This is a genomic window from Ensifer sp. M14 (assembly GCF_003355565.1).
In the GTDB taxonomy this organism is placed as follows: domain Bacteria; phylum Pseudomonadota; class Alphaproteobacteria; order Rhizobiales; family Rhizobiaceae; genus Ensifer.
Genome location: NZ_QJNR01000004.1, coordinates 2,236,342 through 2,260,208 on the forward strand (window position 1 = coordinate 2,236,342; position 23,867 = coordinate 2,260,208).

A 23,867-nucleotide genomic window follows, 5' to 3' on the forward strand; every position below is an offset into this window, starting at 1 on the left:
CTAAAATCGAGGAAGGCGGCTTGCTGCAAAGTCAGATATACAGGCTCAATTGGTAGCTTTGGCGCCTTAATGAAATCCGGCGAAAATCGCTGCAATTTTAGCGATTGCCGTGATTGGAACGGTTGTCCACCGACGCGGCGTGACAACTGACGGACGCTGCGGTGTTTTGCCGGTGGCAGCCCTGCGCCGGGCGGTTCAAGCGGCCTTCTGCCGGCCGGGAGAGGCGGATATGTTCACGGGACCGGTGTTCTTCGAAGACAGGGCCGATGCCGGCCGCCGGCTGGCAATGGCGGTGGCGGCCGTAGTCCCGCCGGCTCCCCTGGTGATGGCGTTGCCGCGTGGCGGCGTGCCGGTTGCCTTCGAGATCGCCATGCACCTCGACGCACCGCTCGAAGTGCTGATCGTGCGCAAGATCGGCGCGCCCGGACACCAGGAGTTCGGCCTCGGCGCCCTGGTCGATGGCGATGAGGCGGAACTGGTGTTGAACCCCGAGGCAGTGCGCCTCGTCAGGCCGGCGCGCGATTACATCGCCGCCGAAACCGAACGCCAGCGCGAAGAGATCGCACGGCGGCGGGTACTCTATCATGGCGACCGCGAGCCGCTATCGCCAAAGGGGCGCAACGTGGTGCTGGTCGATGACGGTATCGCCACCGGCGGCACGATCCGCGCGGCGATCCAGGCACTGCGCCGCGCCGGTGTGCGCAGCCTGCTCCTGGCGGTTCCGGTCGCGCCGGCGAGCGCAATCGCAAGCCTGCGCGAGCAGGTCGAGGCCATCGTCTGCCTTTCTACACCAGCCTTCTTTCGCGCCGTTGGCCTCCACTATCGCGATTTCGAGCAGACCTCGGATGCCGAAGTCATGGCCTTGCTCCGCAAGGCGAGGCACGGCGAGGGCGCTTGAAACGGTGGTGCCACCGAGGCCACAGATCCGGGCCGTACTCCAGGCGGTCCGCCACGGGCGGCTCGCTCAGGTTATGTTCCGCCGACCCACGTATCGTGCTTGTCCAAGGCATCTCGCCGCTTGATCGTCGAGACAGGCAGTCCAACAACGCGCGGCGCATTCAATTCTTCAATTTGCGGTGGAAAAGTCAGTCTCAAAGATGCGTTGCGCGCACAATTCGCAGATGGTGGAGGGCAAAGGACCGCGCTCCCGCGAAAAACAGGAACCGACATGGCCGACGCACTTCGCATCCGCCCGATCGAACGCAGCGATTACGAGCAATGGCTACCGCTCTGGGATGGCTACAACGCCTTTTATGGCCGCTCGGGCGCTACGGCGCTGGATCCGGCGATTACCGCGATGACCTGGTCGCGCTTCTTTGACGGCTACGAGCCGGTGCATGCACTGGTGGCGACAAGCGAGGGGCGGCTGATCGGGCTGACGCATTACCTCTTCCACCGCAGCACGACGGCCATCGGGCCGAACTGTTATCTCCAGGATCTCTTCACCACCGAGGCCGCGCGCGGCAAGGGCGTCGGCGCGGCGCTGATCGAAGGCGTCTGCGAGGCGGCACGCGAAGCTGGCTCGGCACGCGTCTATTGGCAGACGCACGAGACCAACGAGACGGCGATGAAGCTCTATGACAGGGTGGCGGAGAAGTCGGGCTTTCTCGTCTACCGCAAGCTGGTCCAAGCTTGAGATCGGGAGAAGGTCTCGCAACTGCGGGGGAATTGGGATGGGCGCGACGGATAACGTTCTGGTTTCGACGATCGGCTTTACAAAATCGTCGGCCGAGGACTTCTTCGACCGGCTGCAGAAGGCCGGCGTCAGGACGATCGTCGATGTCAGACTGCATAATACGTCGCAGCTCGCCGGCTTCGCCAAGGCCACTGACCTCGCCTTCTTCCTGAAGCGGATCGGTGGCATCGACTATGTGCACCAGCCGCTTTTTGCACCGACCGAGGCGATCATGAAGGCCTACAAGACCGACAAGGGCGACTGGAAAACCTTCTCGCGGGACTTTTTCGACCTGATGGCGGAGCGCAGGATCGAGCAGCAGGTGAAACCGGAGGCGCTGCAGGGCGCCTGCCTGCTCTGCGCCGAGGATAAACCGCACCGCTGCCACCGCACGCTCGTCTGCGAATATCTCAACGACCGCTGGGGCGGACGGCTGCGCGTCGAGCATCTTTAGGCGGGCAGCCTCGACCTAGAGATGCCGAACGCCAGAAGTAACAAAGCCTCGAGCCTTTCGGCCCGCTATCGGCGAACCTCCGTGGAGAAGCTGTTTGCCGAAAGGGAATTTGCCGTTCGGTCGACTGCTCGGATGGTTTCGTATCTTTGCCCGTCTAAGCGATTGGGCCAGATGTCGGTCAACCATGGCAAGATAGTCTGTATTTTGCCTAGCTCTGGCGTCTCAGAAGTGATCTCAATCGTCACACTCTTAACGTATGCTCCCGAACCAAATACCGGCGTAAGGTCGCTGGGAGTTGCCTGCCTGACTGTGCGCGAGTCGTGAATATCGTCGAAAAATGCGAACCATGGCCACAGTCGTTCCGGAACGGCAATGGGGCCAGATGCACGCCCGTTTTTAAGCGAAAGCTCTTCGAACAGCGACTCGTCAAGCCAAAGATCGACGTTTTGGAGGGAGGCGGTGGCCACCGTGCTCAAATAATCCGGATTGTCCGTCCGCGTTATCAACGCAAAGAGGTGGCTGCCATCCGAAGACGTTAAGATTACGGCTTCGCCGCTTACGGATCTATTCCAGCCGGTGTTTAAGTTGAACCCTTTTTTCCACGTAACGCGACTTACCGCTTCACCAGAAATTTCACCGCTTTTCGTTTCGGCTACGATCCGGATTTTTTGATTCCACGTATACGTTGGATATCTCTCATTGAATGCAAAACCAGCCGCAAGCGTAACAACAGCCAGTAGAATAAGCGCCAGCCCGACCTTTTTCATTCTGCCCCTCAAGCCAAAGTGCGCTCCCACTTACGGATATGCATGATGTCGATCCGCTGTCCAACGCGCCCATCTCCAAGCAGATGTTTGGCAATCGCCAGCCCGTTTCCGCTCACACCTTCTCGACAAACCCGTCGAGCACGCGCTTCTGGCCGGCCTTGTCGAAGTCGATCGTCAGCTTGTTGCCTTCGATCGCCGAGATGTTGCCGTTGCCGAATTTCATGTGGAAGACGCGGTCGCCGACGGTGAAGCGGGAGGGCTCGGTGGCTGTCGATTTTGCCACCAGCTCGCCGTCGATGGTGCGGCTGCGCGGGCCGCTTTCGCCGTAGCCGATGCGCTCGACCGCGTGGCCGGAGCGTGAGCCCCAGTTGTCGCGTGTCGCGTCCGAGCGGTTCTGCTGGGCGCGCTTCCAGCCGGGGGTGGAGTAGTTGTTCTGGAAGGGATCGGCCTTGTCGAAGCGCGACTGGCCGTAGCCGCCGCGGCCGTAACCGCCATAGGATTGCTCGCTTTCGGCGACGTCCACATGGGTGATCGGCAGTTCGTCGAGGAAGCGTGATGGCAGGGTGGATTGCCACAGGCCGTGAATGCGGCGGTTGGAGACGAACCAGATGTGGCAGCGGTGTTTTGCCCGGGTGATACCGACATAGGCAAGGCGCCGTTCTTCCTCGAGGCCCGAGCGGCCGCCTTCGTCGAGCGCGCGCTGGTGCGGAAACAGGCCTTCCTCCCAGCCGGGAAGGAACACGGTGTCGAATTCCAGGCCCTTGGCCGAATGCAGCGTCATGATCGAGACGGCATCGAGGTTTTCGTTCTGCTCGGCATCCATCACCAGCGAGACGTGTTCGAGGAAGCCGCGCAGGCTCTCGAAGGCTTCCATCGAGCGGATGAGTTCCTTCAGGTTTTCCAGCCGCCCTGGGGCTTCGGCCGATTTGTCGTTCTGCCACATCGCGGTGTAGCCGCTCTCGTCGAGGATCTGCTCGGCAAGTTCGGTGTGCGGCGTGGTTTCGAGCAAGCCCTGCCAGCGGCGGAAGTCGGCGACGACGTCGAACAGCCCCTTGCGGGCTTTTGGCTTCAGCTCGTCGGTCTCGATGATATCGGTCGCAGCCGCCAGCATCGGCACGTCGCGGGCGCGGGCATAGTCGTGCAGGGTGCGGATGGTGGTGTCGCCAAGGCCGCGCTTCGGCGTGTTGACGATGCGCTCGAAGGCGAGGTCGTCGGCCGGCTGGCAGACCAGCCGGAAATAGGCCATGGCATCGCGGATTTCGAGCCGTTCATAAAAGCGCGGGCCGCCGATGACGCGGTAGTTGAGGCCGAGCGTGACGAAACGATCTTCGAACTCTCGCATCTGGAACGAGGCGCGCACCAGGATCGCCATGTCGTTGAGCTTGTGGCTCTTGCGCTGCAGCTGTTCGATTTCCTCGCCGACGGCACGGGCTTCCTCTTCGGAATCCCAGGCGGCGTGCACCTGCACCTTCTCGTCATCCGGGTCGCTGCGGTCGGTAAACAGCGTCTTGCCCAGCCGCCCCTCGTTGTGGGCGATCAGATGGGCGGCGGCACCGAGAATATGCTCGGTCGAGCGATAGTTGCGCTCGAGCTTGATCACCTTGGCGCCCGGGAAATCCTTTTCGAAGCGCAGGATGTTGTCCACCTCCGCGCCGCGCCAGCCATAGATCGACTGGTCGTCGTCGCCGACGCAGCAGACGTTCTGCGGCACGCCCTTGGGGCGCTGCGCCAGAAGCCGCAGCCACATGTACTGCGCGGTGTTGGTGTCCTGATACTCGTCGACAAGGATGTAGCGGAACTTGTCGTGGTATTCCTTCAGCACATCCGGATTGCTGCGGAACATGCGGATGGGGTGCAGCAGCAGGTCGCCGAAGTCGCAGGCGTTCAGCGTGCGCAGCCGGTTCTGGTAGGCGGCGTAAAGCTCGCGGCCCTTGCCGTTGGCAAAGGCGCGGGCATCACCCTCGGCGATCTGCGCCGGGTCGAGGCCCTTGTTCTTCCAGCCGTCGATCATGCCGGCGAACTGCTTGGCCGGCCAGCGTTTGTCGTCGAGACCTTCGGCCTGGATGATCTGCTTGATCAGCCTGATGACGTCGTCGGTGTCGAGAATGGTGAAGTCGGAGCGCAGGCCGACGAGTTCGGCATGGCGGCGCAGAAGCTTGACGCCGATCGAGTGGAAGGTGCCGAGCCAGGGCATGCCCTCGACCGCATGGCCGACGAGCACGCCGATGCGCTCTTTCATCTCGCGCGCCGCCTTGTTGGTGAAGGTCACCGACAGGATCTGCGAGGGGAAGGCGCGGCCGGTGGACAGAATATGGGCGATGCGGGTGGTGAGCACCCGGGTCTTGCCCGTGCCGGCGCCGGCGAGAACCAGCACCGGACCATCGAGCGATTCCACCGCTTCGGCCTGCTCCGGGTTGAGGCCGGAAAGATAGTCCGGGCGCTGCTGACGGTCGCGCGCCGCCATGGCGCGTGCGGCAATGCCGCCCGTCGCCGGAGGCTGCTGTTTGCGCGGGGCCGGCTCTTCGTCGAAGAAGGGAATGTCGTCGAAACCACTCATCATGCGGCTCAATGTAGTGATTCGGAGGCGAAAGGCCAGAAAGGATGTTCTTCTTTTATTCCGTTTTCTGCGCCAGCCGCACCAAGCCTGTGGAAAGACAGGCGATTTCGAAGCCGCTTATTCTCCCGCCAGCCGCCGTCAGGCCGTCCTGTCGAAGGCCGCATCCACCGGCACCTGCAGGGCGGTGGCCAGTTGGTTGGTTCTGGCGGCAAGCGAGATCACGCGCAGGAGATCGGCATGTTCGGCATCGGTCATGCCTTTGGCTCTGGCGGCCGCCGTGTGGGAATGGGCGCAGTAGCCGCAGCCATTGCTGACGGAAACGGCGATGTAGAGCATTTCCTTGACCAGCGGATCGAGTGCCGAGGGCGTCGCCATCACCGCCTTGACGTCGCGCCAGGTCTGCTCCAGCAGATCCGGATCGAAGGCGAGCCACAGCCACATATTGTTGATGAAGTCCGATTTGCGGGTGGCGCGGATGTCGTCGAAAACTGCTTTGACGCGTGGATCGGCTTCCGGATCGGCCGGTGGGGTGATGGTGCTCATGATATCTCCTGAGGAAAACATCGCCGGCGGCAGGGGTGCCGCCGGATCTTCGGGGCCAAGGGGTCAGACGAGCGCAAACACGCGGGCAGGGCCGCCGGTGCCGCCGCGATGTTTCGGCGCGCCAAGCACCAGCGTCGCGCCCTTGGCCGGCACCTTGTCGAGGTTGGTGGCTGCCTCCAGCCCCCAGCGACCTTCCGGCAGCCAGGCATAGTGGGTGGCGAAATCGGGCGAGGGGCCGTGGTCGAGCGAGAGCGTATCGACCGCGATGCCGGCCGCCTTGGTTTCTTCCAAGAGATACTTCACCGCCTCGACGTGGAAGCCGGGGAAGTGCAGCTTGCCGTCACCATCGGCGTTTCGGAACTTGTCGGTGCCGAGATGTGCGCCCCAGCCCGAAAGCATGGCGACGCAGGCGTTTTCCGGGATCTCGCCATTGGCGGCGACCCAGGCCTTGATGTCGTCGGGCGTTAGCTGTGCATCGGCGTCGGCGGACGCCTTCTGGCGGATGTCGATGACTGCAAGCGGCACGACCAGTTTTTCGACCGGCAGCTCGGCGACCGACAGGCCGTCTGCGGAGAAATGCAGCGGCGCGTCGACATGGGTGCCGGTGTGCTCGTTCACCCGGAGCTCGAACATGTTGAACTTGTCCTTGGCGTAGTTGAACTTCTCCTCGCGGAAGAACTGCTGCTTGCCGAAGAAGGTCGGGAACTCCTCGTAGAGTTCGTGGGTGAGGTCGGTAACGCCAGTATGTCCCTGGGCCAGCGCCGGCGGGGCGATGCCCGCACTTGCGGCCGCGATCCCCACCGTTCCGACGGCTGTCGCTTTAAAGAAGCTGCGGCGAGACAGCATTTTCTGCTTTACGGATTCCATGACGCACGCATCGCACATGTCTTTTCCCCTCTCCAGAACCGGTCGAAACCTGATGGCAATGGCTGCCGGCGGTTGCAGGATACCTCAGTCGCCGTGACTGTAAACGGTGATTGTCTAGTGTATTTCTGGAGAATAACGCGGTAGCCGCAGCGGCCGGTGCTATAATGCCCTGATGTCATCATGCGGCCAACAAATTCGCTTTTATTACAATTGCGTAATGATGGCATTCCGTCGTTGCCCCCAAAGGTCCGAACAACGATACTCAGGGCAAATCGGAACGTTCCGCCGGCACCTGCCGCGCAGGAGCGTGTATTGCATATTTGGAGACATGAATGCGGGTTTGGAAACAGCTGGCGGTCAGCGCCGTTGTGCTTTTGGTGGGTGCCGGCGTCTGGGTGCGGTTCGTGCCCGGGGCAGGTGAAACGCTGGCGGCGATCGGTGTTTCGCACCCGTTGATCGATGCTCTCTCCAAGCAGGACGGCGGTGCTGGCGGCGAGGGCGGCCAGGGTGGCGGCGCACGCCGGCAGGGCGGCAACGACGCCGTCCTCGTCATGGTGCGTCCGTCGGCAACGGCCGTCGTCAACGACCGGCTGAACGCCATCGGCAATGGCGAAGCGATCCACTCCGTCACCGTAACACCGACGGCCACCGGCAACCTCACCGAAATTCTCGTGCGTTCCGGCGACAGGGTGGCGCAGGGCCAGGTGATCGCCAAGCTCGACAGCGACGACCAGAAGATTGCCGCCGACCAGGCGCGGCTGACGCGCGACAGCGCAAAGGAAAAGGTGGAACGCTACCGCAACCTCAGCACTGCGCGCGCGGTGACGGCCGTCGACGTGCGCGATGCCGAAATCGCCATGCAGACCGCCGAACTGGCTCTCAAGACCGCCGAGCTCGATTTGAAGCGCCGCGATATCGTCGCGCCGTCGAAGGGCGTCGTCGGCATCATCACCGTCAATGTCGGCGATTACGTCACCACGACAACGCCGATTGCCGTGGTCGACGACCGTTCGGAAATCCTCGTCGATTTCTGGGTGCCGGAGCGCTTCGCCAACAAGATCGTCGTCGGCCAGCCGGTGACGGCGCAAGCCATAGCCCAGCCGGGGAGCCAGCTCGACGGCGTCATCCACGCCATCGACAACCGCCTGGACCAGGCAAGCCGGACATTGCGGGTGCGGGCGCGGCTCGAAAACCCCGAAGATACGCTGCGGGCCGGCATGTCCTTCTCCGTCACCATGGCATTCGACGGCGACACCTATCCGACCGTCGATCCGCTCGCCATCCAGTGGAGCTCCGACGGCTCCTACGTCTGGCGCGTGAGCGCCGACAAGAGCGAGCGTGTTCCGGTCAAGATCATCCAGCGCAACCCGGACAAGGTGTTGGTCGATGCAGCCTTGAGCGAAGGCGACGAAGTCGTCACCGAAGGCGTGCAGCGGCTGCGCGACGGCGGCGATGTCCGCATTGCCGGGCGCGAACGCCGCGATGCCACGCAGAAGGTCGCGGAGGAGGTGAAGTGAGCGGCGCTAGGGAAACCGGCCACCAGACCGCGCGCGAGGCCGGCAAGACCGGCTTTACTGCTCTCTTCATCCGCCGGCCGATCTTCGCGCTGGTGGTCAACACGCTGATCGTGGTTGCCGGCCTTGCGGCCTGGAACGGCATCGAGATCCGTGAATTGCCGCAGGTCGACCAGCCGGTCATATCGGTGACGACGACGCTTGATGGCGCCGCTCCCGAGACCATGGACCGCGAGGTGACGTCGGTGGTGGAGGGCGCGGTATCGCGCGTTCAGGGCATCAAGGACATTTCTTCGACGTCCAACTTCGGCCGCAGCCGGGTGACGCTGCAGTTCTCCGACACGACTGATATCGGCCAGGCGGCCAACGATATTCGCGACGCGCTCGGCCGCGTGCGCAACCAGTTGCCGGAGGATGTCGACGAGCCGAGCATCGTCAAGGCGGATGCCGACAGCCAGCCGATCATGCGGCTGGCGCTGACCTCCGACACCATGTCGATGGAAGACATGACGCTGCTGGTCGAAAACGAGATCAGCGACCGGCTCGCCGCCGTCGAGGGCGTCGCCGACGTCGCCGTCTACGGCGACCAGGAAAAAATTTTCCGCATCGACCTCGACCAAGCGAAGCTCGCCGGGCGCGGGGTGACGGTGGCAAACCTCAGGACGGCGCTTGCCAACGCCTCCTACGATGTGCCGGCCGGCAAGCTGACCAGCGCCAGCCAGGACATTTCGGTGCGCGCGACCGCCGACCTGCAGACGCCGGAGCAGTTCGAAAACCTCATCCTCGTCAACAATGTGCGGCTGCGCGATATCGGTACGGTGACGCTCGGGCCGGATTCAGGCACGACGGCGCTGCGCTCCAACGGCCGCCAGGGGATCGGCCTCGGCATCATCCGCCAGGCGCAATCCAACACGGTCGATATTTCCGAGGGCGTGCGCAAGGTCGTCGACACGATCCAGACGCAGATCCTTCCCGAGGGCACGCAGCTCCGGATCACCAGCGACGACGCGGTGTTCATCAACGGCGCCATCCACGAGGTGGAGATCGCGCTCGGCGTAGCGATCTTCATCGTCACGCTCGTCATCTACATGTTCCTGCTCGACTGGCGCGCGACGCTGATCCCGACCATCACCATGCCGATCGCGCTGATCGGCACGGTGGCGGCGATCTACATGGCCGGCTTCTCGATCAACATCCTGACGTTGCTCGCCATCGTGCTCGCTACGGGTCTGGTGGTCGACGACGCGATCGTGGTTCTGGAAAACATCGTGCGACGACGGGCCGAAGGTCTTGGGCCCCGGGCTGCAGCCGTGCACGGCACGCTCGAAGTGTTTTTCGCGGTGCTGGCGACGACGGCGACGCTTGCCGCCGTGTTCGTGCCGCTGTCGTTTCTTCCCGGGCAGACCGGCGGTCTCTTCCGCGAGTTCGGCTTCGTGCTTGCCTTCTCGATCCTGTTGTCGTCCTTCGTGTCGCTGACGCTCTGCCCGATGCTGGCATCGCGCATGCTGACGCAGGAGAACCACTCGAAACCCGGACCGATGCGCCGGTTCGGCGCGCGCGCTTCCGAATTCTACCGCGTCACGCTGCGCGGCTGCCTCAACGCGCCTGTGATCGTCTTCGTCGTTGCTGCCTTCTTCACCGCCATGGGCGGCATCGGCTTCATGACGCTGAAATCGGAGCTGACGCCGAGCGAGGACCGCTCGCAGGTGATGATGCGCATCAACGCGCCGCAGGGCGTGTCGCTCGAATATGCACAGGCGCAGATGCGCCGGATCGAGGACGGGCTGCAGCCGCTGGTCAAATCCGGCGAGATCGACAACATCTTCTCGATCTCCGGCCAGGGCGGCTCGGCCAATAGCGGCTTCATGGTGCTGACGCTTGCCCCCTGGGACAAGCGCGAGCGCAGCCAGCAGCAGATCGTCTCCGAGATCAACAAGGTGACGGCGCGCATCCCCTCGGTGCGGGTGTTTGCGATGCAGCCGAACAGCCTCGGCATCCGCGGCGCCGGCAGCGGCCTGCAGGTGGCGCTCGTCGGCAATGACTACACCAAGCTCGGCGATGCCGCGGCCAAGCTCGTGCGCCAGATGGAAGATACCGGGCGTTTCGAGAACGTCCGGCTGAACTATGAGGCCAACCAGGCGCAGCTATCGATCACCATCGACCGCGAGCGCGCATCCGACATGGGCGTCGATATCGGCGGTCTCGCCTGGGCGCTGCAGGCGATGCTCGACGGCAACAGCGTCGTCGACGTCTTCGTCGATGGCGAGTCCTATCCGGTCAAGCTTCTGTCTTCGACCAATCCGGTCAACGACCCGACCGACCTGCAGAACATCTTCCTGAAGGCCGGCGACGGCAAGATCGTCCCGATGTCGACGATTGCCAGCGTCGAGGAAATGGCCGTCGCGCCACAGCTGTCGCGGGAATCGCAGCTGCGCGCCGTGTCGCTTTCGGCCGGGCTGAAGTCTGACCTCGCGCTCGGCGAAGCCTTGACCATGGTCGAGCAGATGGCCGAGCCGCTGTTGCCGCCGGGCTCGCGCATCATGCCACTCGCCGAGGCTGCGACCCTTAACGAGAATGCCAACGGGCTCATCGTCACCTTCGGCTTTGCTCTCGTCATCATCTTCCTGGTGCTGGCGGCACAGTTCGAAAGCTTCGTCAGCGGCCTGATCATCATGGCGACGGTGCCGCTGGGCCTCGCCTGCGCGGTCTTTGCGATGATCCTGACCGGCAACACGCTCAACATCTACAGCCAGATCGGCCTGGTGATGCTCGTCGGCATCATGGCGAAGAACGGCATCCTGATCGTCGAGTTCGCCAATCAGTTGCGCGATCGCGGCCAGGATGTGCGAACCGCGATCGAAAATGCCGCCAACATTCGCCTTCGTCCGGTGATGATGACGATGATCGCCACCATCGTCGGCGCGGTGCCGCTGGTGATGGCAAGCGGTGCGGGTGCGGAAGCGCGCATCGCGCTTGGCTGGGTGCTGGTCGGCGGTCTCGGCCTTGCCGTCGTGGTGACGCTCTATCTGACGCCGGTTGCCTATCTCGTCATTGCCGGGTTCACCAAGCCGCATGCGGACGAGGAGCGCAAGCTGCACGAGGAGATGGAAGCGGCAGCCTCGCTCGAGGTTCGCTAAAGCCGGAACCGGCTGGGAGTTCGAGCTGGGCGGCGATCAGAAAGATGGTTTCCGGCAGCCGTTTCTTCGCGAGGTCGACGAGAACGGCGCGAAATCCACGACCAGCGAAGGGCTCGTGGAAGAGTAGGGAAGGCCACTCGTGGTCAATCGCCACCGAACGGAGAGCCCGGCAGGGTCCGGACGCCGGCGCCGTGCCCCTTCAGAGCCGTTCGACCCGCGCGGCTTGTCATAGGCCCGGATTTTCCGTCCGGGCCCATTCTTGCTCTCTGTTACTGTCCGCTGCCCATCGACGTCATGGACTCTTGCAGCTTTTCCTGGATCTGGTCGATCGAGAAGCTCGCCGGGCGCTGCGCCGGAGGATAGTCCTTGAACGTCTCGAAGAACTTGGCCACGCTCGCCTGTGCCGGCACCGCCAAGTAGGCATGGGTAAACACCCAGTCCCAATAGGTGTTCGACGTGATGTCGGCCTTCTCGTAAGGGTCGGCCCTCAGATCGAACATTTTCGGAATGCGCAGTTTGGTAAAGGGTTCGGCCCAGACCGCCAATGTGCCGATCGCGCGCTGTTCCTCGAAGACCAGCTTCCAGTTTTCGTAGCGCATTGCCACGAGATCACCGTCGTCGTTAAAGTAATAGAACTCGCGGCGGGCGCTATCCGGGGATTTTCCGGTAATGTAGTCGAGCTGATTGTAGCCATCCAGATGGTTCTTGTACTGCTTTCCGCCAATGGTCACTCCGTTCAGCAAGCGCTCCTTGATGTCTGTGTCGCCAGTGGCGGCAAGCAAGGTCGGGAACCAGTCAAGGCCGGAGAAGATGCCATTCAGTTGGGTTCCCGGCTTTATCTGCCCCGGCCAGCGGATCATCGCCGGTACGCGGAAGGCACCTTCCCAATTGGTGGTCTTTTCATTGCGGAAGGGCGAGTTGCCCGCGTCGGGCCAAGTGTTCTCATGTGGACCGTTATCCGTGGTGTAGACAACGATCGTGTTGTCGGCGATGCCCATGTCGTCGAGCGATTTCAGGACCTCGCCAATCACGGCGTCATGCTCGATCATCCCGTCGGCATATTCAGTGCGCGCCGTGAGGCCCGGCTTGTCGCGATGCTCGTCGCGCACATGGGTGCGTGCGTGCATGCGCGTGGTGTTGAACCAGGTGAAGAACGGCTTTCCAGCAGCATTCTGGCGTTTCATGAAGTCGATCGCGGCGGCCGAGGTCTCATCATCGATCGTTTCCATTCGCTTGCGCGTCAGGGCGCCCGTGTCTTCGATCTTGCCGTCGGAGGAGGATTTGATGACGCCGCGTGGACCGAATTGTTTGCGGAAGCTCGGATCCTGCGGATAGTTGCGGTCTTCCGGCTCTTCCTCGGCGTTCAGATGGTAGAGGTTGCCAAAGAACTCCTGGAAACCATGTTGGGTCGGAAGGAACTCGTCACGGTCGCCGAGGTGGTTCTTTCTGAACTGACCGGTCGCGTAGCCCTTGTCCTTGAGCGCCGAGGCGATCGTCACATCGATAGCCTGCAAGCCGAGAGGCGCGCCGGGCAGGCCGACCTTGGAAAGGCCGGTACGCAGCGTCGACTGGCCGGTGATGAAGGTGGAGCGGCCCGCGGTGCAACTCTGTTCGGCGTAGTAGTCGGTGAAGATCGCGCCTTCTTGCGCGATGCGATCGATGTTTGGTGTACGATACCCCATTACGCCCATGGTATAGGCGGAGACGTTGCTCTGGCCGATGTCGTCGCCGAAAATGACGAGGACGTTCGGCTTGTTCGTTGCTGCGGGCTGTTGTGCATAAGCGGAACTGCTTAAAAGCAGCAGCCCTATCGCCGCGAGCTTGCCAGGAATTCTCATTATTCGAGCCTCCTAAGGTTCACGAAATGCTGAACTGCGTTCAGTCGGACGATCGGCGTCGTGCCGATGGGTTGCGGAACGACCGGATCGTCGTTCGGCAACAGGCTGGACGTAAGTACGTAACAGTTAATTTCGGCGCGAAACGCAGGGCCGCCACCTTCCGGATCCGGCTCGTTACGCGTCGCGGTAGCGCCGGATTCTTGCGTCTCGGCGTGTCTGCCAGAAGATGCTGATTTGGCTGGGAAGCATTATCCGGAAGGGCCGGCGGTGGCGGATGCACTGCGACGGTCTCACGCGGCCTCCTGTGACACTCCGGTCTCACCGTCGGCGTTTTCCTGCCCTACCTTGCTCCAAGAAGAGCGCGAACGTCTGGACAAAGTGATTCCGATTTGCACAGTAGCGCCTTGAAATGAAAGCGCTTCCCCAATGTCGGAAAGGGGCGGTGTGGATGGCAGGAAGAAGGGACGTTTTCCGTGGCATTGAAGGCGATCAGAGCTGGCTCGCGAAACGAAACCGGGATCGATACCGCAAAGGCGCAGCTTGCCGCCCGATTCGGCGACCGGTTCCAGACGGGCGAAGCGATCCGTGCCCAGCATGCCCACACCACCACCTATATCCCGGCGCAGCTTCCCGATGGCGTCGTCTTCCCCGAAAGTGCCGACGAGGTGCGCGAGATCGTCGCGATCGCCGCTGCAAGTGCGGTGCCGCTGATCCCCTTCGGCACCGGCTCCTCGCTCGAGGGCCACGTCAACGCGCCGAACGGCGGCATCTCCGTCGACATGATGCGCATGAACCGGGTGCTCGAAGTCAACGCGGAGGACCTGGACTGCCGGGTCGAGCCCGGCATCACCCGAGAAGAACTCAACACCTATCTGCGCGACACCGGCCTGTTCTTTCCGATCGATCCCGGCGCCAACGCCTCGATCGGCGGCATGGCCTCGACGCGGGCATCCGGCACCAATGCGGTGCGCTACGGCACGATGAAGGACAACGTGCTGGCCCTGACAGTTGTGGCGGCAGACGGGCGCGAAATCCGCACGGCGCATCGGGCGCGCAAATCATCTGCCGGCTACGATCTCACGCGGCTCTTCGTCGGCGCCGAGGGCACGCTCGGCATCATCACCTCGATCACGCTCCGGCTGCAGGGCATTCCCGAAGTCATCTCCGGCGGCGTCTGCCCGTTCCCGACGATTGCGGATGCCTGCAATGCTGTGATCCTGACGATTCAATCAGGCATTCCGGTTGCCCGCATCGAGCTGCTGGACGCGCTGCAGATGAGGGCCTGCAACACCTATTCCGGCCTTTCTTACGAAGAGACCCCGACGCTGTTCGTCGAATTCCACGGCAACAGCGAGAGCGTAGAGATGCAGTCGCGGCACTTTGCCGAGATAGCGGCCGATTTCGGTTCCAGCGGTTTCATTTGGACAACCAACCCGGAAGAGCGCGCGCGGCTGTGGAAGGCGCGGCACAACGCCTACTGGGCCCAGAAGAGCCTGATCCCCGGAGCGGCCATTCTTTCCACCGATGTCTGCGTGCCGATCTCGCGGCTGGCCGATTGCGTTGCGGCGACCCATGAGGATATCGCGGCGAACGGCCTGACGGCCCCGATTGTCGGGCATGCGGGCGACGGCAACTTCCACGTTGGCCTGCTTTTCGATGACACGGACGCCGCAGACGTGGCGCGCGCCGAGGCCTTCGTCGAAAGGCTGAACGCGCGAGCGCTGTCGATGGACGGGACCTGCACAGGCGAACACGGCATCGGTCAGGGCAAGATGCCGTTTCTCGAAGCTGAACTTGGCGATGCGCTGGATCTGATGCGGCAGGTCAAGCGTTCCCTCGATCCGCAGGGTATCTTCAACCCCGGCAAGATCTTCGCTTGACGCGAATGGACGGGCGAGGGGAGAGCGGGGATGCGGCCGCTCCTTGGGCGGCAGGCAACGCCGACGCAATTGATAAGGACGAAGACGTCCAAATGTAATGGACGAAGACGTCCCTTTGGCGTTCATATGGACGCAGACGGTGCCGATGGGCGCCTTTGAACTTGATGGGAATGTAGGCACGGTGCTTTCGCGAATTCTGGTTGCCATCGGCGGTCTTGTGGTCGTTGCGCTTTTTGCGGCGCTGATCGCCCCGTGGTTCATCGACTGGACGGGATTCCGCAAGGAATTCGAGCGCGAGGCAAGCCGCATCATGGGCAAGCCGGTCGTCGTCCATGGCAGCGTCGACGCACGGCTGATCCCGTTCCCGACGGTCACGCTCAACGATGTGCGCGTCGGCGGCAGCGACAAGGGCGAGCCGCTGATTCAGGTCGCGCAGTTCTCGATGAGTGCGGAGCTTGCGCCGTTCCTGAGCGGCGAAGCACTGATCTTCGATATGCGCCTCGACCGGCCGAAGGCCAAGGTCAGGCTGCTCCCGGACGGCACGCTCGATTGGGCGCGCGGCACCCGTACGGCCATCCCGGCCAAGACGGTGGTGCTCGAAAATGTCGAGATCACCCATGGCGAGATCGAATTCATCGATGAGCAGACCGGCCGCACCCGACGCGTCACCGACCTTTCCGCCGATCTTTCCGCCCGCACCTTGGCTGGCCCCTGGAAGGTGGAGGGGCGGGCTGCGCTCGACGGCGAGGCCGGCAGTTTCGCCTTCTCCAGCAATGAGGTGGACGAGACGGGTGCGCTCAGCCTGAAGGCGCGGGTGACGCCGGACAAGCGTCCCTTCGGCGTCGAGCTCGACGGCGCACTGAAGATCGTCGACTTCAAGCCGGTTTACGGCGGTCGCTTCACGCTGACCGAAAACCGCCCGCAGGGCGAGGCCAAGGATGCGGACGGCCATGCGCCACTGCGCATCAACGGCGATTTCCAGCTGACCAATGAGAGTATCCGCGTGCCGGAATACCGGTTCGAGATCGGCCCTGCGGACGATCCTTACGTCGTGACAGGCGAGGCGACGCTCGACACCGGCAAGGACCAGAAATTCCTCCTGATTGCCGACGGCCAGCAGATCGACGTCAGCCGCATCGGCAATTCCGGCAGCAACGGCAAGACCGGGCGCGACCCGGCGATCTCCATGCGCCAGCGGCTCGAAGCGATGCTGGCCATTGCCGCCGACATTCCCATCCCACAGGTGCCGGGGCGGGCAAGCCTGAAACTGCCGGCGATCGTCATCGGCGATACGACCGTGCGCGATGTGCGCATCGACGTGCAGCCGGATGGTGCCGGCTGGGTGATCGACAATGTCGTTGCCCTTCTGCCCGGGCGCACCCAGCTTGAGGCCAAGGGGCGGCTCAACCTCAAGGGCCAGCGCTCGTTCCGCGGCGACCTGCTTCTCGCGTCCAACCAGCCTTCGGGCCTGGCGAGCTGGCTGGCGGGCTCCGTCGATCCGGCGATCCGCAAGCTGAAGACCGCGGGCTTTTCGGCAACCGTCAACCTGACCGACACGCTGCAGCAGTTCGAAAACCTCGAAGTGGCGGCCGGCGACGCCAGCCTCAAGGGGCGGCTCGAGCGCCAGTCCTTCGCCGAGCAGCAGCCGAACCTGTCGCTGCAGCTGAACGGCAATCGCATCGACCTCGAAGCCCTGCAGGCGCTGGCGGGGCTGGTTGCCGGCGATGCCTCGGCCTCGACGCTGATGCAGCATGCGATTGCCGCCGACCTTTCCGCCGACGAGTTCTCCGCCTTCGGCGAGGAGGCGCGCGACGTTCAGGCGGTGGTGACATTGAAGAATGGCCAGCTTCAGGCCGAGCGCGTGGCGATCGGTTCGCTTGCCGGCGCCCAGCTCGCCTTTTCCGGTCGTGCCAGCGGCGATCTCGAAAAGCCGGTGATTTCGGCCAAGATGAAGCTTGCGGCCAAGGACCTGACACCGTTCCTGGAAATGATCGGCCGGCACGCCGTCGATCATCCGGCCCTTCGTCGCCTGACCAGGGCAGGTCCGTACTTCACCGATGCCGCATTCGACGTGACGCTGACGGCCGGCAACAAGGAAGGCAACGCGCCGGCGACCTTCGGCATTTTCGGCACGGCCAACGGCACCAAGATTGCCGCCAGCTATCAGGCGCCCGACATGGCCCAGGCGCTTTCCGGCAAGGGCATGTTGCTTGAAGCGACGCTCGAAAACCCGCAAACGCTGCTGCTGCTCGGCCAGGCCGGGTTCGACCCGTTGCCTTTCGATGCCGACGCCAACGGCATTCTCTCCGTCAAGCTGCAGAGCACCGATGGCTCCAACGCCAATGGCACGGTGACCTTTACTACCGAGAAGACGTCGCTTGCAGCCAAAGGCAGCTTCGATCTTTCGCGAGACCATTTCCTCGAGGGCCAGGCCAAACTGACACTCCAGACGGAAGACCTCGAGCCCTATCTGCTGCAGCAGGGCATCGCGTTGCCGCAGACGGGCACCGGCCTGCCGATTTCGGTTTCGGCCGACGTGGCGACGACGCCGGAGGCGATCGCCTTTACGACCGTCGAAGGCAAGGCCGACAACAACGGCTTTGCAGGCGCTCTGACGATCGACCGCACGGTGCCGGGCAAGGCCGAAGGCCAGATCAGCGTTGCAACGCTCGATCTCGCCTGGCTGGCCGAGGGAATCCTTGGCCACGTTCAGGACATGTCGAATGGAGCGCTGTCGAAAACCCCCGTGGCGCAAGCCGCCTGGACCGGTTTCAACGTGGTGCTCGATGTGCAGGCCGCCAACTTCTGGCCGGGGTTCTACAGCGCCATCGGCAACTTTGCCGGCAAGCTGGAGTGGAAGGGCGACGAGATTGCCTTTACCGATGCGACCGGCGACTGGCTCGGCGGCAAGCTCGAAGGCCGGTTGCAGCTCGGCAATGCCAATGGCTCCGGCTTCCTGCGCTCGCGGCTCGACGTCAAGAGCGGGGATCTGGCGCAGGCTGGCTGGATGCGTGCCGGCGCCCCGGTCGCCACCGGCACCTTCGACCTTTCGGTCGCGCTTGAGGCATCGGGCACGAACGCGCAAGCCATGGCGCATTCGGCAAGCGGTTCGGGCACCGCCACCTTCAATGGCGTGACGCTTAACGGCGTCAACAGCGCGGCGCTGCCGCAACTGATGGCAACTGCCGACGCCATGAAGACGGAGATTTCGGCCGACGCAATCCGCCAGGCGGCAGAGGCAGCCGTGTTTTCCGGCCAGTCGGTCGTCGGTGTGGTCAAGGTCCCCTTCAGCATCGCCGGAGGCGTGCTCAGGGCGCAGAACGTCACGGCTGCCGACGGCAACGCAGCCTTTGTCGGCGAAGCATCGCTGGATCTTGCGGCGGAGCGCCTCGACGCGACCATAGACATGACCTTCCGTCCGGGCGAGGAGGCGCTGACCGGCGCCGAGCCGCGCGTACGGCTGAGTTATGCCGGCCTGCTTTCGTCACCGGGTGTGAACCTCGATGTTGCCGATCTCTCGAATTTCCTGTCGCTTCGCGCATTTGAGCGCGAGCGCCGGCGCGTCGAGACGCTGCAGGCCAACGTGCTTGAGAAGCAACGGCTGCGTCGCGAGGTACAACTTTACAAGGCAAAGGCACAGCAGCGTGAAGTCGAGCGCCTGCGGGCGGTCGCCGAAGAGCGGCGGCGTGCGGCAGCGGCAGCCGAAGCGGAACGGGTGAAGGCGGATCTGGCGGCCCGCGCGGAGGCGGAACGTAAGGCGGCGGAAGAGGCCGCGCGAAAGGCAGCGGAAGAAGCCGCGCGCGTCGAACGCGAACGCCAGCAGCAACAGCAACTTGGCGCCCCGTCGCAGGTGCCGCCGGGGACCGGCGAAGGCCCACAGAATCCGAGCGGGCAGGGGCTGAATTTCGACGTTTTGCCCGATGTCACGGTGCAATAGGGCGCTACGTCCTACAGCGCCGCACGTCCAGAGGGTTTCCAAGGCTCCGTGTAGCACGGAAACGACCCTAGCCGGACGCGCAAAGGTCGCTATAGCGCTTTGAATTGCCGCATGTTTATCGTTGTTAAGCCAGGTACGATCTAAGGAAACATGCAGAAGGCAGGTCAGGGAAACGCTCGATCGCGTTGTTTTCACGTCTTTGCTGCTGGGCCACGCTTTGCATTTTTCCCGGGCTGTAGCAGTGGAGCGGAGCACAGAGGCAGAGATGCTGTGCGTCTCCCCATGTCGCGGCGGCGGCTTGATCGCCGACGCGTGGCTGACGCGTCCGGGGGCCCTGCGGGTGCCACGTGTCAGATGTGACGCGTCAGGGCTGCTGTCGAACTTTAGGCGTTCTGCCGTCTCCTCAGATCGCGTGCGACTTGAGGAGAAAATGAAGCAGAACACCTGCCGTCCCACAGATCGCTCGTCCCCGACCGCCGCAACGCGTCGGATCAGAAGCGGATGGCGACCCCCAGGATCGGTCCATGCTGCACCGTATCGTATTCGAAGCCGTCGTTGCTGTAGTTGACGCCGAGCGCGCGATAGCCGGCGACGGCCGAGATTGTGTCGGTGAACTTGTAGCCGAGGCCGAGTGCTGCATCCCAATCGAGATCCGCGCCGCCGCCGCCGACCAGCCCCCAACCGGTCAGATAAAACTCGGGCGTGAAGTAGTAGGAGCCGCGCAAGCCGGCGACCGCATCGACCCAGGTGGCGCCGTCATCCCGGCTGACACCATCGAGCGGGCCGCCGGAGAACGAAAGCGTGGTGTCGACCGACCAGACTTTCAGGCCGCCGACGATATCGAGATGGGACGACTGGTCTTCGTAAATGGCATAGCCGACGCCCAGCAGCGCGGCAAAACTCGTCGATTCCACATCCACGCTATTGGCGAGGATGCCGTTCGGCGTGCTGCCGTCGGCGGATAGCTTGGAGTATATCACGTCGCCGAAGATGCTGTAGGAGCCGTTGCGCGCCTCGCCCATTGCCATGAAGGCAAAATCGAGATTGTCCCAGATGTCGCTGAAACTGGAATCGATATGCACCTCGGGCAGCCCGAACTGGGCCGTATCGCCCCTCAGGCCCGCGATCCAAAAGTAGGGTGCAACGGTGAATTGCCAACCGCTTTCCGTCTCCTGCGGCTGCGCCGTGGGCGCAAGGAGCGGCGCGATGTCGGCGGCGTTGGCGAGCGCGGCCGATGACAGGGTCAAACACGTGGCCAGACCGATCCGAGCATAGAGCTGCATGCCTTCCTCCCTCACATAATTCACGAGCGCCCGAGGCTGCGGCCGCTGGCGGCACTTGGATTGTTTGAAATTAGGTGATGCTAAACAAGTATATTCGCTTCGAATTCCGTTTCGGCACGCGGGAATTGCGCGAGGTGTGGCGCAAGGCACACAGAAGGCGAGGGGCGGGTTCCCGTTGCAATCAAAAGTCTATGTTCCGGTGGGTTGACGCGGCCTGTTTTGCCCGGTGAAGAGCCTATCGACAGCCGAACTCAGGCTCCGCTTCAGCGATCGAAGACCAATCTGCTTCGGCTGCCAGCGCCTGTCGTGGCTGCGGCGAAACGCAAAACTCTTAAAATCCTAATGGATCGATTGAGCAGGAGTTAGCATCCTGCCTTCACAGTGCGGTCTGCAACGGGGGGTGGCATGACGTCACTGGATGAGGGCCTTGATCGCCGCGCGATCATATGGATCACGAACTGGACATTCTCGGGCACCGCTGGATGCACGGCCGTTGCGGTTCTCATTACCTATTACTATATCGCTCCCTTCGGGGCTGAGGTGATGGTGACGTCAATGCGCCTTGCCCTGTTCATTCCACTGCTTTTGGCCATCCCGCTTTTCGCCTTCATCGGCATCAAGCTGCAGCAATTGGCGCGCGCCAACGATCTCCTGACTTTGGCGAGCCGCTACGACGGCCTGACCGGCTGTCTCAATCGTGCCGCGTTCACGTCGGATGTCACGGCGTTCGTTGCCGAACAGGATCTCAAGCCCTTTCCCACGACCTCGGCGCTGATGGTGCTGGATGCCGACCACTTCAAGCGCATCAACGATCGCCATGGCCATCTCGCCGGTGACGATGCGCTGGTGGCGATAGCGACCGGGATGCGCTTGGCGGTGGGCGATGGCGGTCTGATTGGCCGTCTCGGCGGTGAGGAGTTCGGCGTGTTCGTTCACCATGCTCATCCCGCAACGATCGGGGCGATGGCCGAGCGCATTCGTCGGGCGGTGGCCGAGCACGGGCAGGCGATTGCTCCGGATGCCGATCCGGTGACGGTCAGCATCGGCGTGGCGCTGTTTACCTATCCGGTACAGTACGAGGACATCTTCAAGATCGCGGACGACCAGCTCTACCTTGCCAAGAACACGGGGCGCAACCGGGTGTGTCTGATCGAGTATTCGCGGCTGCCGGGCGGGATCAGGGCGATGGCGACACAGCTGCGCGAGGGCCTCGCCGGCGCCCCGACGGACGGGTTCGCACGCCATGGCGACGCGCCGTCACGTGTCGTCGGCTGCTGAGCGCGGTACGTTCGACTTGATCCAGTCGAGAACGTAGACCCGAAGTGCCGAGGAGAGGTTGCTGTCACTGCTGCGCGCGTCGTCGATCTCGACGATCAGCTGGGCGATCGGCATGGTGCGGGTCGCTGCGATCGTCTTCAGTTCCAGCCAGAACGGGTCCTCCAGCGAAAAACTGGTGCGGTGTCCGTGCAGGGTGGCGGAGTGTTTTCGGATCATCGCCGGAGCTCGCAAATTGATTCAAGTCGTTGGCGGTTTGATTCGGGAAGCTGCTGCAAGTCCTTGACGCAGAATCGTTTTTGCCGAACCGTGCGCCGGCTTTGATGCTCTAGCAACGCATTCAGGCGTGAGACGTTCCGCACAATCTGTTTCGATGATGATTTGAAGAAGGCCGCAGCCGCTTACGCGTCCTGTGCTTCAGTCCTCGGCCTCATCGGGTCGATCGGCTGCGGGCTCGCGGCGCCCCTGGTCGAGGGCTTTTGCCGCTTTCGCGTTCAAGGCGTCGGTCAGAGATTTCTCAGCCTTGGTGCGGCCGAACGAAATACGGTTCTGTTCGGCCTGCTTTTCTTTTTCGGCGCGGGCATTGCGCTTGCGGAACTGGCGTAGATTGACGACGTCACCACTCATGCCGCGGCCTTTCAGCTGCCTCAGTTCTTCTTGCGGAAGGAATCGAGCGAAACGACCGAACCGCCGCCATTCTTGGCTTCGCCGGATTTCTCCGCGTCCTTGGGCGGCACTTCGCCGTCTGTTTCAGGCACGGGGTAGGCGGTGATCTCCGCCGATTCGAGTTCTTCCTCTTCGGCCGCGGCCACGTCGAACTCGAGTTCGAAATTGACCGAGGGGTCGTAGAAGCCGCGAATGGCATTGAATGGAATGACGAGCCGCTCCGGCGTGTCGGAGAAGGAAAGGCCGATCTCGAAGCCGATATCGGAGACCTTGAGTTCCCAGAACTGGTGCTGGACGACGATGGTCATCTGCTCGGGATACTTGGATTTCAGGTGCTGCGAGATGCGAACACCCGGCGCTCCGGTCAGGAAGGTGATGAAGAAATGGTGCTCGCCAGGCAGGTGGCCGGTGGCCGCAACCTCGGTCAGCACTTTGCGGATGACGCCGCGAAGCGCGTCCTGCGCCAGAATGTCGTAGCGAATGTGGTCCTGGCCCATGGGTTTCCCGTCTTTCTCGAACTCAATTCTACTGTCGGCTTTCCATTGCCCGTCAGAATATGACGAGTCAATTATCCAAGCATCTATAGACCATTTCGAAGCGGGGGAGAAGGTGAAGGCTTCTGTTGCCAGGTGCCTTCGGACCCCGCCTTACGGTGCTACCCGGAAGGACTTGATTTGAAGTGTCGCACCGCCGTTAGGCAGCGAGACGTGCTTCAGCATAGTTGTCGTTTGCAACTATAAGTTTAGCCCGATAACGGTGGTACAATGCCGAGCAAAAAGTCGATCTTTACGCCCTTGTCGATCCTATTTCGCCCCCATCAAAAGCCGGTCATCGAAGTGTCGACCGGTTTTTGGTGGAGGCGCCGGGTACCGCCCCCGGGTCCAATGGGTTTATTTCACCGCCCGTTTATTGCCATAGCCGCCCGAAGACGGCATCTGTCATATAGGTCTTTCCGGCGCCGAAGAAAAGGGGAAGACGCGGATAAATCGCTGCTTTTCCAAAACGCTTGACAGGATTGGCAGCCATGAAAAACTCCGGCTGCTGCAGGCGGGCCGCTGGGGCATGCGGGGCACGCTGCAGTTTTTTGAGCAATCCCAATGTGGAGGCATCATGACCGACTATCTCGCAGATGTGCAGAAGTATGACAGCGGCGCCGATGAAGCAGTTGTGAACAAGATCGTGCGCCATCTCGGCATTGCGCTTCGCAACAAGGATTCCTCGCTCGTGTCGGCCACCGACCCGAAGGAACTCGATCGCGTCCGGGAAAAATGGTGCGAGAAGAAGCTCGGCGTCGCGGGCGCGGACGCGGACGCAGCCATCTCGGCCACGGCGAAGGCGATGTCTGCGGACCGCTCGAAGTCGCGCGTGACCTTCTATTATCTGGTGGCCAAGAACCTCGGTAAGCTGCAGGCGCTGTAAGTTGCGGTGAACCCGGGTCGGATCGACCCGGATTCATCAACCTAACCGATGCCTT

18 protein-coding genes and 1 other RNA gene are annotated in these 23,867 nt (G+C 62.7%); 9 read left to right on the top strand and 10 right to left on the bottom strand.

Annotated features, from left to right (window positions below; translation table 11 throughout):
* The first annotated feature begins 229 nt into the window (after positions 1–229).
* The 3 genes from BLJAPNOD_RS10630 to BLJAPNOD_RS10640 all read left to right on the top strand — a co-directional run bounded on the left by BLJAPNOD_RS10630 (position 230) and on the right by BLJAPNOD_RS10640 (position 2,129).
* On the top strand, positions 230–898 hold the full coding sequence (locus tag BLJAPNOD_RS10630; RefSeq protein ID WP_115419776.1) for a phosphoribosyltransferase: 669 nt from the start codon (positions 230–232) through the stop codon (positions 896–898).
* Positions 899–1,168: 270 nt separating this feature from the next.
* Positions 1,169–1,636, top strand: coding sequence for a GNAT family N-acetyltransferase (locus tag BLJAPNOD_RS10635; RefSeq protein ID WP_115419777.1), 468 nt, complete (start codon positions 1,169–1,171; stop codon positions 1,634–1,636).
* A 37-nt stretch (positions 1,637–1,673) separates the two neighbouring features.
* Complete coding sequence (locus BLJAPNOD_RS10640; protein ID WP_115419778.1) at positions 1,674–2,129, top strand: DUF488 domain-containing protein; 456 nt, start codon at positions 1,674–1,676, stop codon at positions 2,127–2,129.
* A gap of 65 nt (positions 2,130–2,194) precedes the next feature.
* Here the strand turns inward: BLJAPNOD_RS10640 and BLJAPNOD_RS10645 are convergent, their stop codons facing one another.
* The 4 genes from BLJAPNOD_RS10645 to BLJAPNOD_RS10660 form a co-directional block, all read right to left on the bottom strand.
* The gene (locus tag BLJAPNOD_RS10645) at positions 2,195–2,896 is read right to left on the bottom strand and encodes a hypothetical protein (RefSeq protein WP_115419779.1); all 702 of its coding nucleotides are present in this window, start codon (positions 2,894–2,896) and stop codon (positions 2,195–2,197) included.
* 112 nt (positions 2,897–3,008) lie between these two features.
* On the bottom strand, positions 3,009–5,456 hold the full coding sequence (locus tag BLJAPNOD_RS10650) for a UvrD-helicase domain-containing protein (RefSeq protein WP_115419780.1): 2,448 nt from the start codon (positions 5,454–5,456) through the stop codon (positions 3,009–3,011).
* A 135-nt stretch (positions 5,457–5,591) separates the two neighbouring features.
* A complete protein-coding gene (locus BLJAPNOD_RS10655; RefSeq protein WP_115419781.1) occupies positions 5,592–5,996 on the bottom strand; it encodes a carboxymuconolactone decarboxylase family protein in 405 nt (134 codons plus the stop codon).
* A gap of 63 nt (positions 5,997–6,059) precedes the next feature.
* Complete coding sequence (locus tag BLJAPNOD_RS10660; protein ID WP_115419782.1) at positions 6,060–6,881, bottom strand: cyclase family protein; 822 nt, start codon at positions 6,879–6,881, stop codon at positions 6,060–6,062.
* Between the two features lie 314 nt (positions 6,882–7,195).
* Here BLJAPNOD_RS10660 and BLJAPNOD_RS10665 point away from each other — a divergent pair, with 314 nt between their 5' ends.
* The gene (locus tag BLJAPNOD_RS10665; protein WP_115419783.1) at positions 7,196–8,380 is read left to right on the top strand and encodes an efflux RND transporter periplasmic adaptor subunit; all 1,185 of its coding nucleotides are present in this window, start codon (positions 7,196–7,198) and stop codon (positions 8,378–8,380) included.
* Positions 8,377–11,514: an efflux RND transporter permease subunit gene (locus BLJAPNOD_RS10670; protein WP_115419784.1), complete on the top strand. Its 3,138-nt coding sequence runs from the start codon at positions 8,377–8,379 to the stop codon at positions 11,512–11,514. Before BLJAPNOD_RS10665 ends, BLJAPNOD_RS10670 begins: the two co-directional genes overlap by 4 nt.
* A 269-nt stretch (positions 11,515–11,783) precedes the next feature.
* On the opposite strand, the gene BLJAPNOD_RS10675 is transcribed toward BLJAPNOD_RS10670, so the two are convergent.
* Positions 11,784–13,352 carry an arylsulfatase gene (locus tag BLJAPNOD_RS10675; protein WP_115419785.1) on the bottom strand — a complete coding sequence of 523 codons (1,569 nt, stop codon included), beginning with the start codon at positions 13,350–13,352 and terminating at the stop codon, positions 11,784–11,786.
* A gap of 473 nt (positions 13,353–13,825) precedes the next feature.
* Here BLJAPNOD_RS10675 and BLJAPNOD_RS10680 point away from each other — a divergent pair, with 473 nt between their 5' ends.
* Positions 13,826–15,232: an FAD-linked oxidase C-terminal domain-containing protein gene (locus BLJAPNOD_RS10680; protein WP_115419786.1), complete on the top strand. Its 1,407-nt coding sequence runs from the start codon at positions 13,826–13,828 to the stop codon at positions 15,230–15,232.
* A gap of 181 nt (positions 15,233–15,413) precedes the next feature.
* Complete coding sequence (locus BLJAPNOD_RS10685; RefSeq protein ID WP_115421240.1) at positions 15,414–19,169, top strand: AsmA-like C-terminal region-containing protein; 3,756 nt, start codon at positions 15,414–15,416, stop codon at positions 19,167–19,169.
* A 491-nt stretch (positions 19,170–19,660) separates the two neighbouring features.
* Here BLJAPNOD_RS10685 and BLJAPNOD_RS10690 read toward each other — a convergent pair whose 3' ends face one another.
* Positions 19,661–20,452: a hypothetical protein gene (locus BLJAPNOD_RS10690; protein WP_115419787.1), complete on the bottom strand. Its 792-nt coding sequence runs from the start codon at positions 20,450–20,452 to the stop codon at positions 19,661–19,663.
* A 405-nt stretch (positions 20,453–20,857) separates the two neighbouring features.
* Between BLJAPNOD_RS10690 and BLJAPNOD_RS10695 the strand changes: the two genes are divergently transcribed.
* Positions 20,858–21,730 (top strand): GGDEF domain-containing protein, encoded by an 873-nt coding sequence (locus BLJAPNOD_RS10695; RefSeq protein ID WP_115419788.1) that lies wholly within the window; start codon positions 20,858–20,860, stop codon positions 21,728–21,730.
* Here the strand turns inward: BLJAPNOD_RS10695 and BLJAPNOD_RS10700 are convergent.
* The 4 genes from BLJAPNOD_RS10700 to ssrA form a co-directional block, all read right to left on the bottom strand.
* Positions 21,710–21,946 carry a ribbon-helix-helix domain-containing protein gene (locus BLJAPNOD_RS10700; protein ID WP_115419789.1) on the bottom strand — a complete coding sequence of 79 codons (237 nt, stop codon included), beginning with the start codon at positions 21,944–21,946 and terminating at the stop codon, positions 21,710–21,712. The two genes, BLJAPNOD_RS10695 and BLJAPNOD_RS10700, sit on opposite strands and share 21 nt — an antisense overlap.
* 198 nt (positions 21,947–22,144) lie before the next feature.
* On the bottom strand, positions 22,145–22,354 hold the full coding sequence (locus BLJAPNOD_RS10705) for a DUF4169 family protein (protein ID WP_077500099.1): 210 nt from the start codon (positions 22,352–22,354) through the stop codon (positions 22,145–22,147).
* A gap of 20 nt (positions 22,355–22,374) precedes the next feature.
* A complete protein-coding gene (locus BLJAPNOD_RS10710) occupies positions 22,375–22,890 on the bottom strand; it encodes an SspB family protein (protein WP_077500101.1) in 516 nt (171 codons plus the stop codon).
* A 111-nt stretch (positions 22,891–23,001) separates the two neighbouring features.
* Positions 23,002–23,365, bottom strand: a transfer-messenger RNA (tmRNA) gene (ssrA, locus tag BLJAPNOD_RS10715).
* 138 nt (positions 23,366–23,503) lie between these two features.
* On the opposite strand from ssrA, the gene BLJAPNOD_RS10720 reads away from it, so the two are divergent.
* Positions 23,504–23,812, top strand: a complete 309-nt coding sequence (locus BLJAPNOD_RS10720; protein ID WP_115421241.1) for a DUF2853 family protein — start codon at positions 23,504–23,506, stop codon at positions 23,810–23,812.
* Positions 23,813–23,867 lie beyond the last annotated feature (55 nt).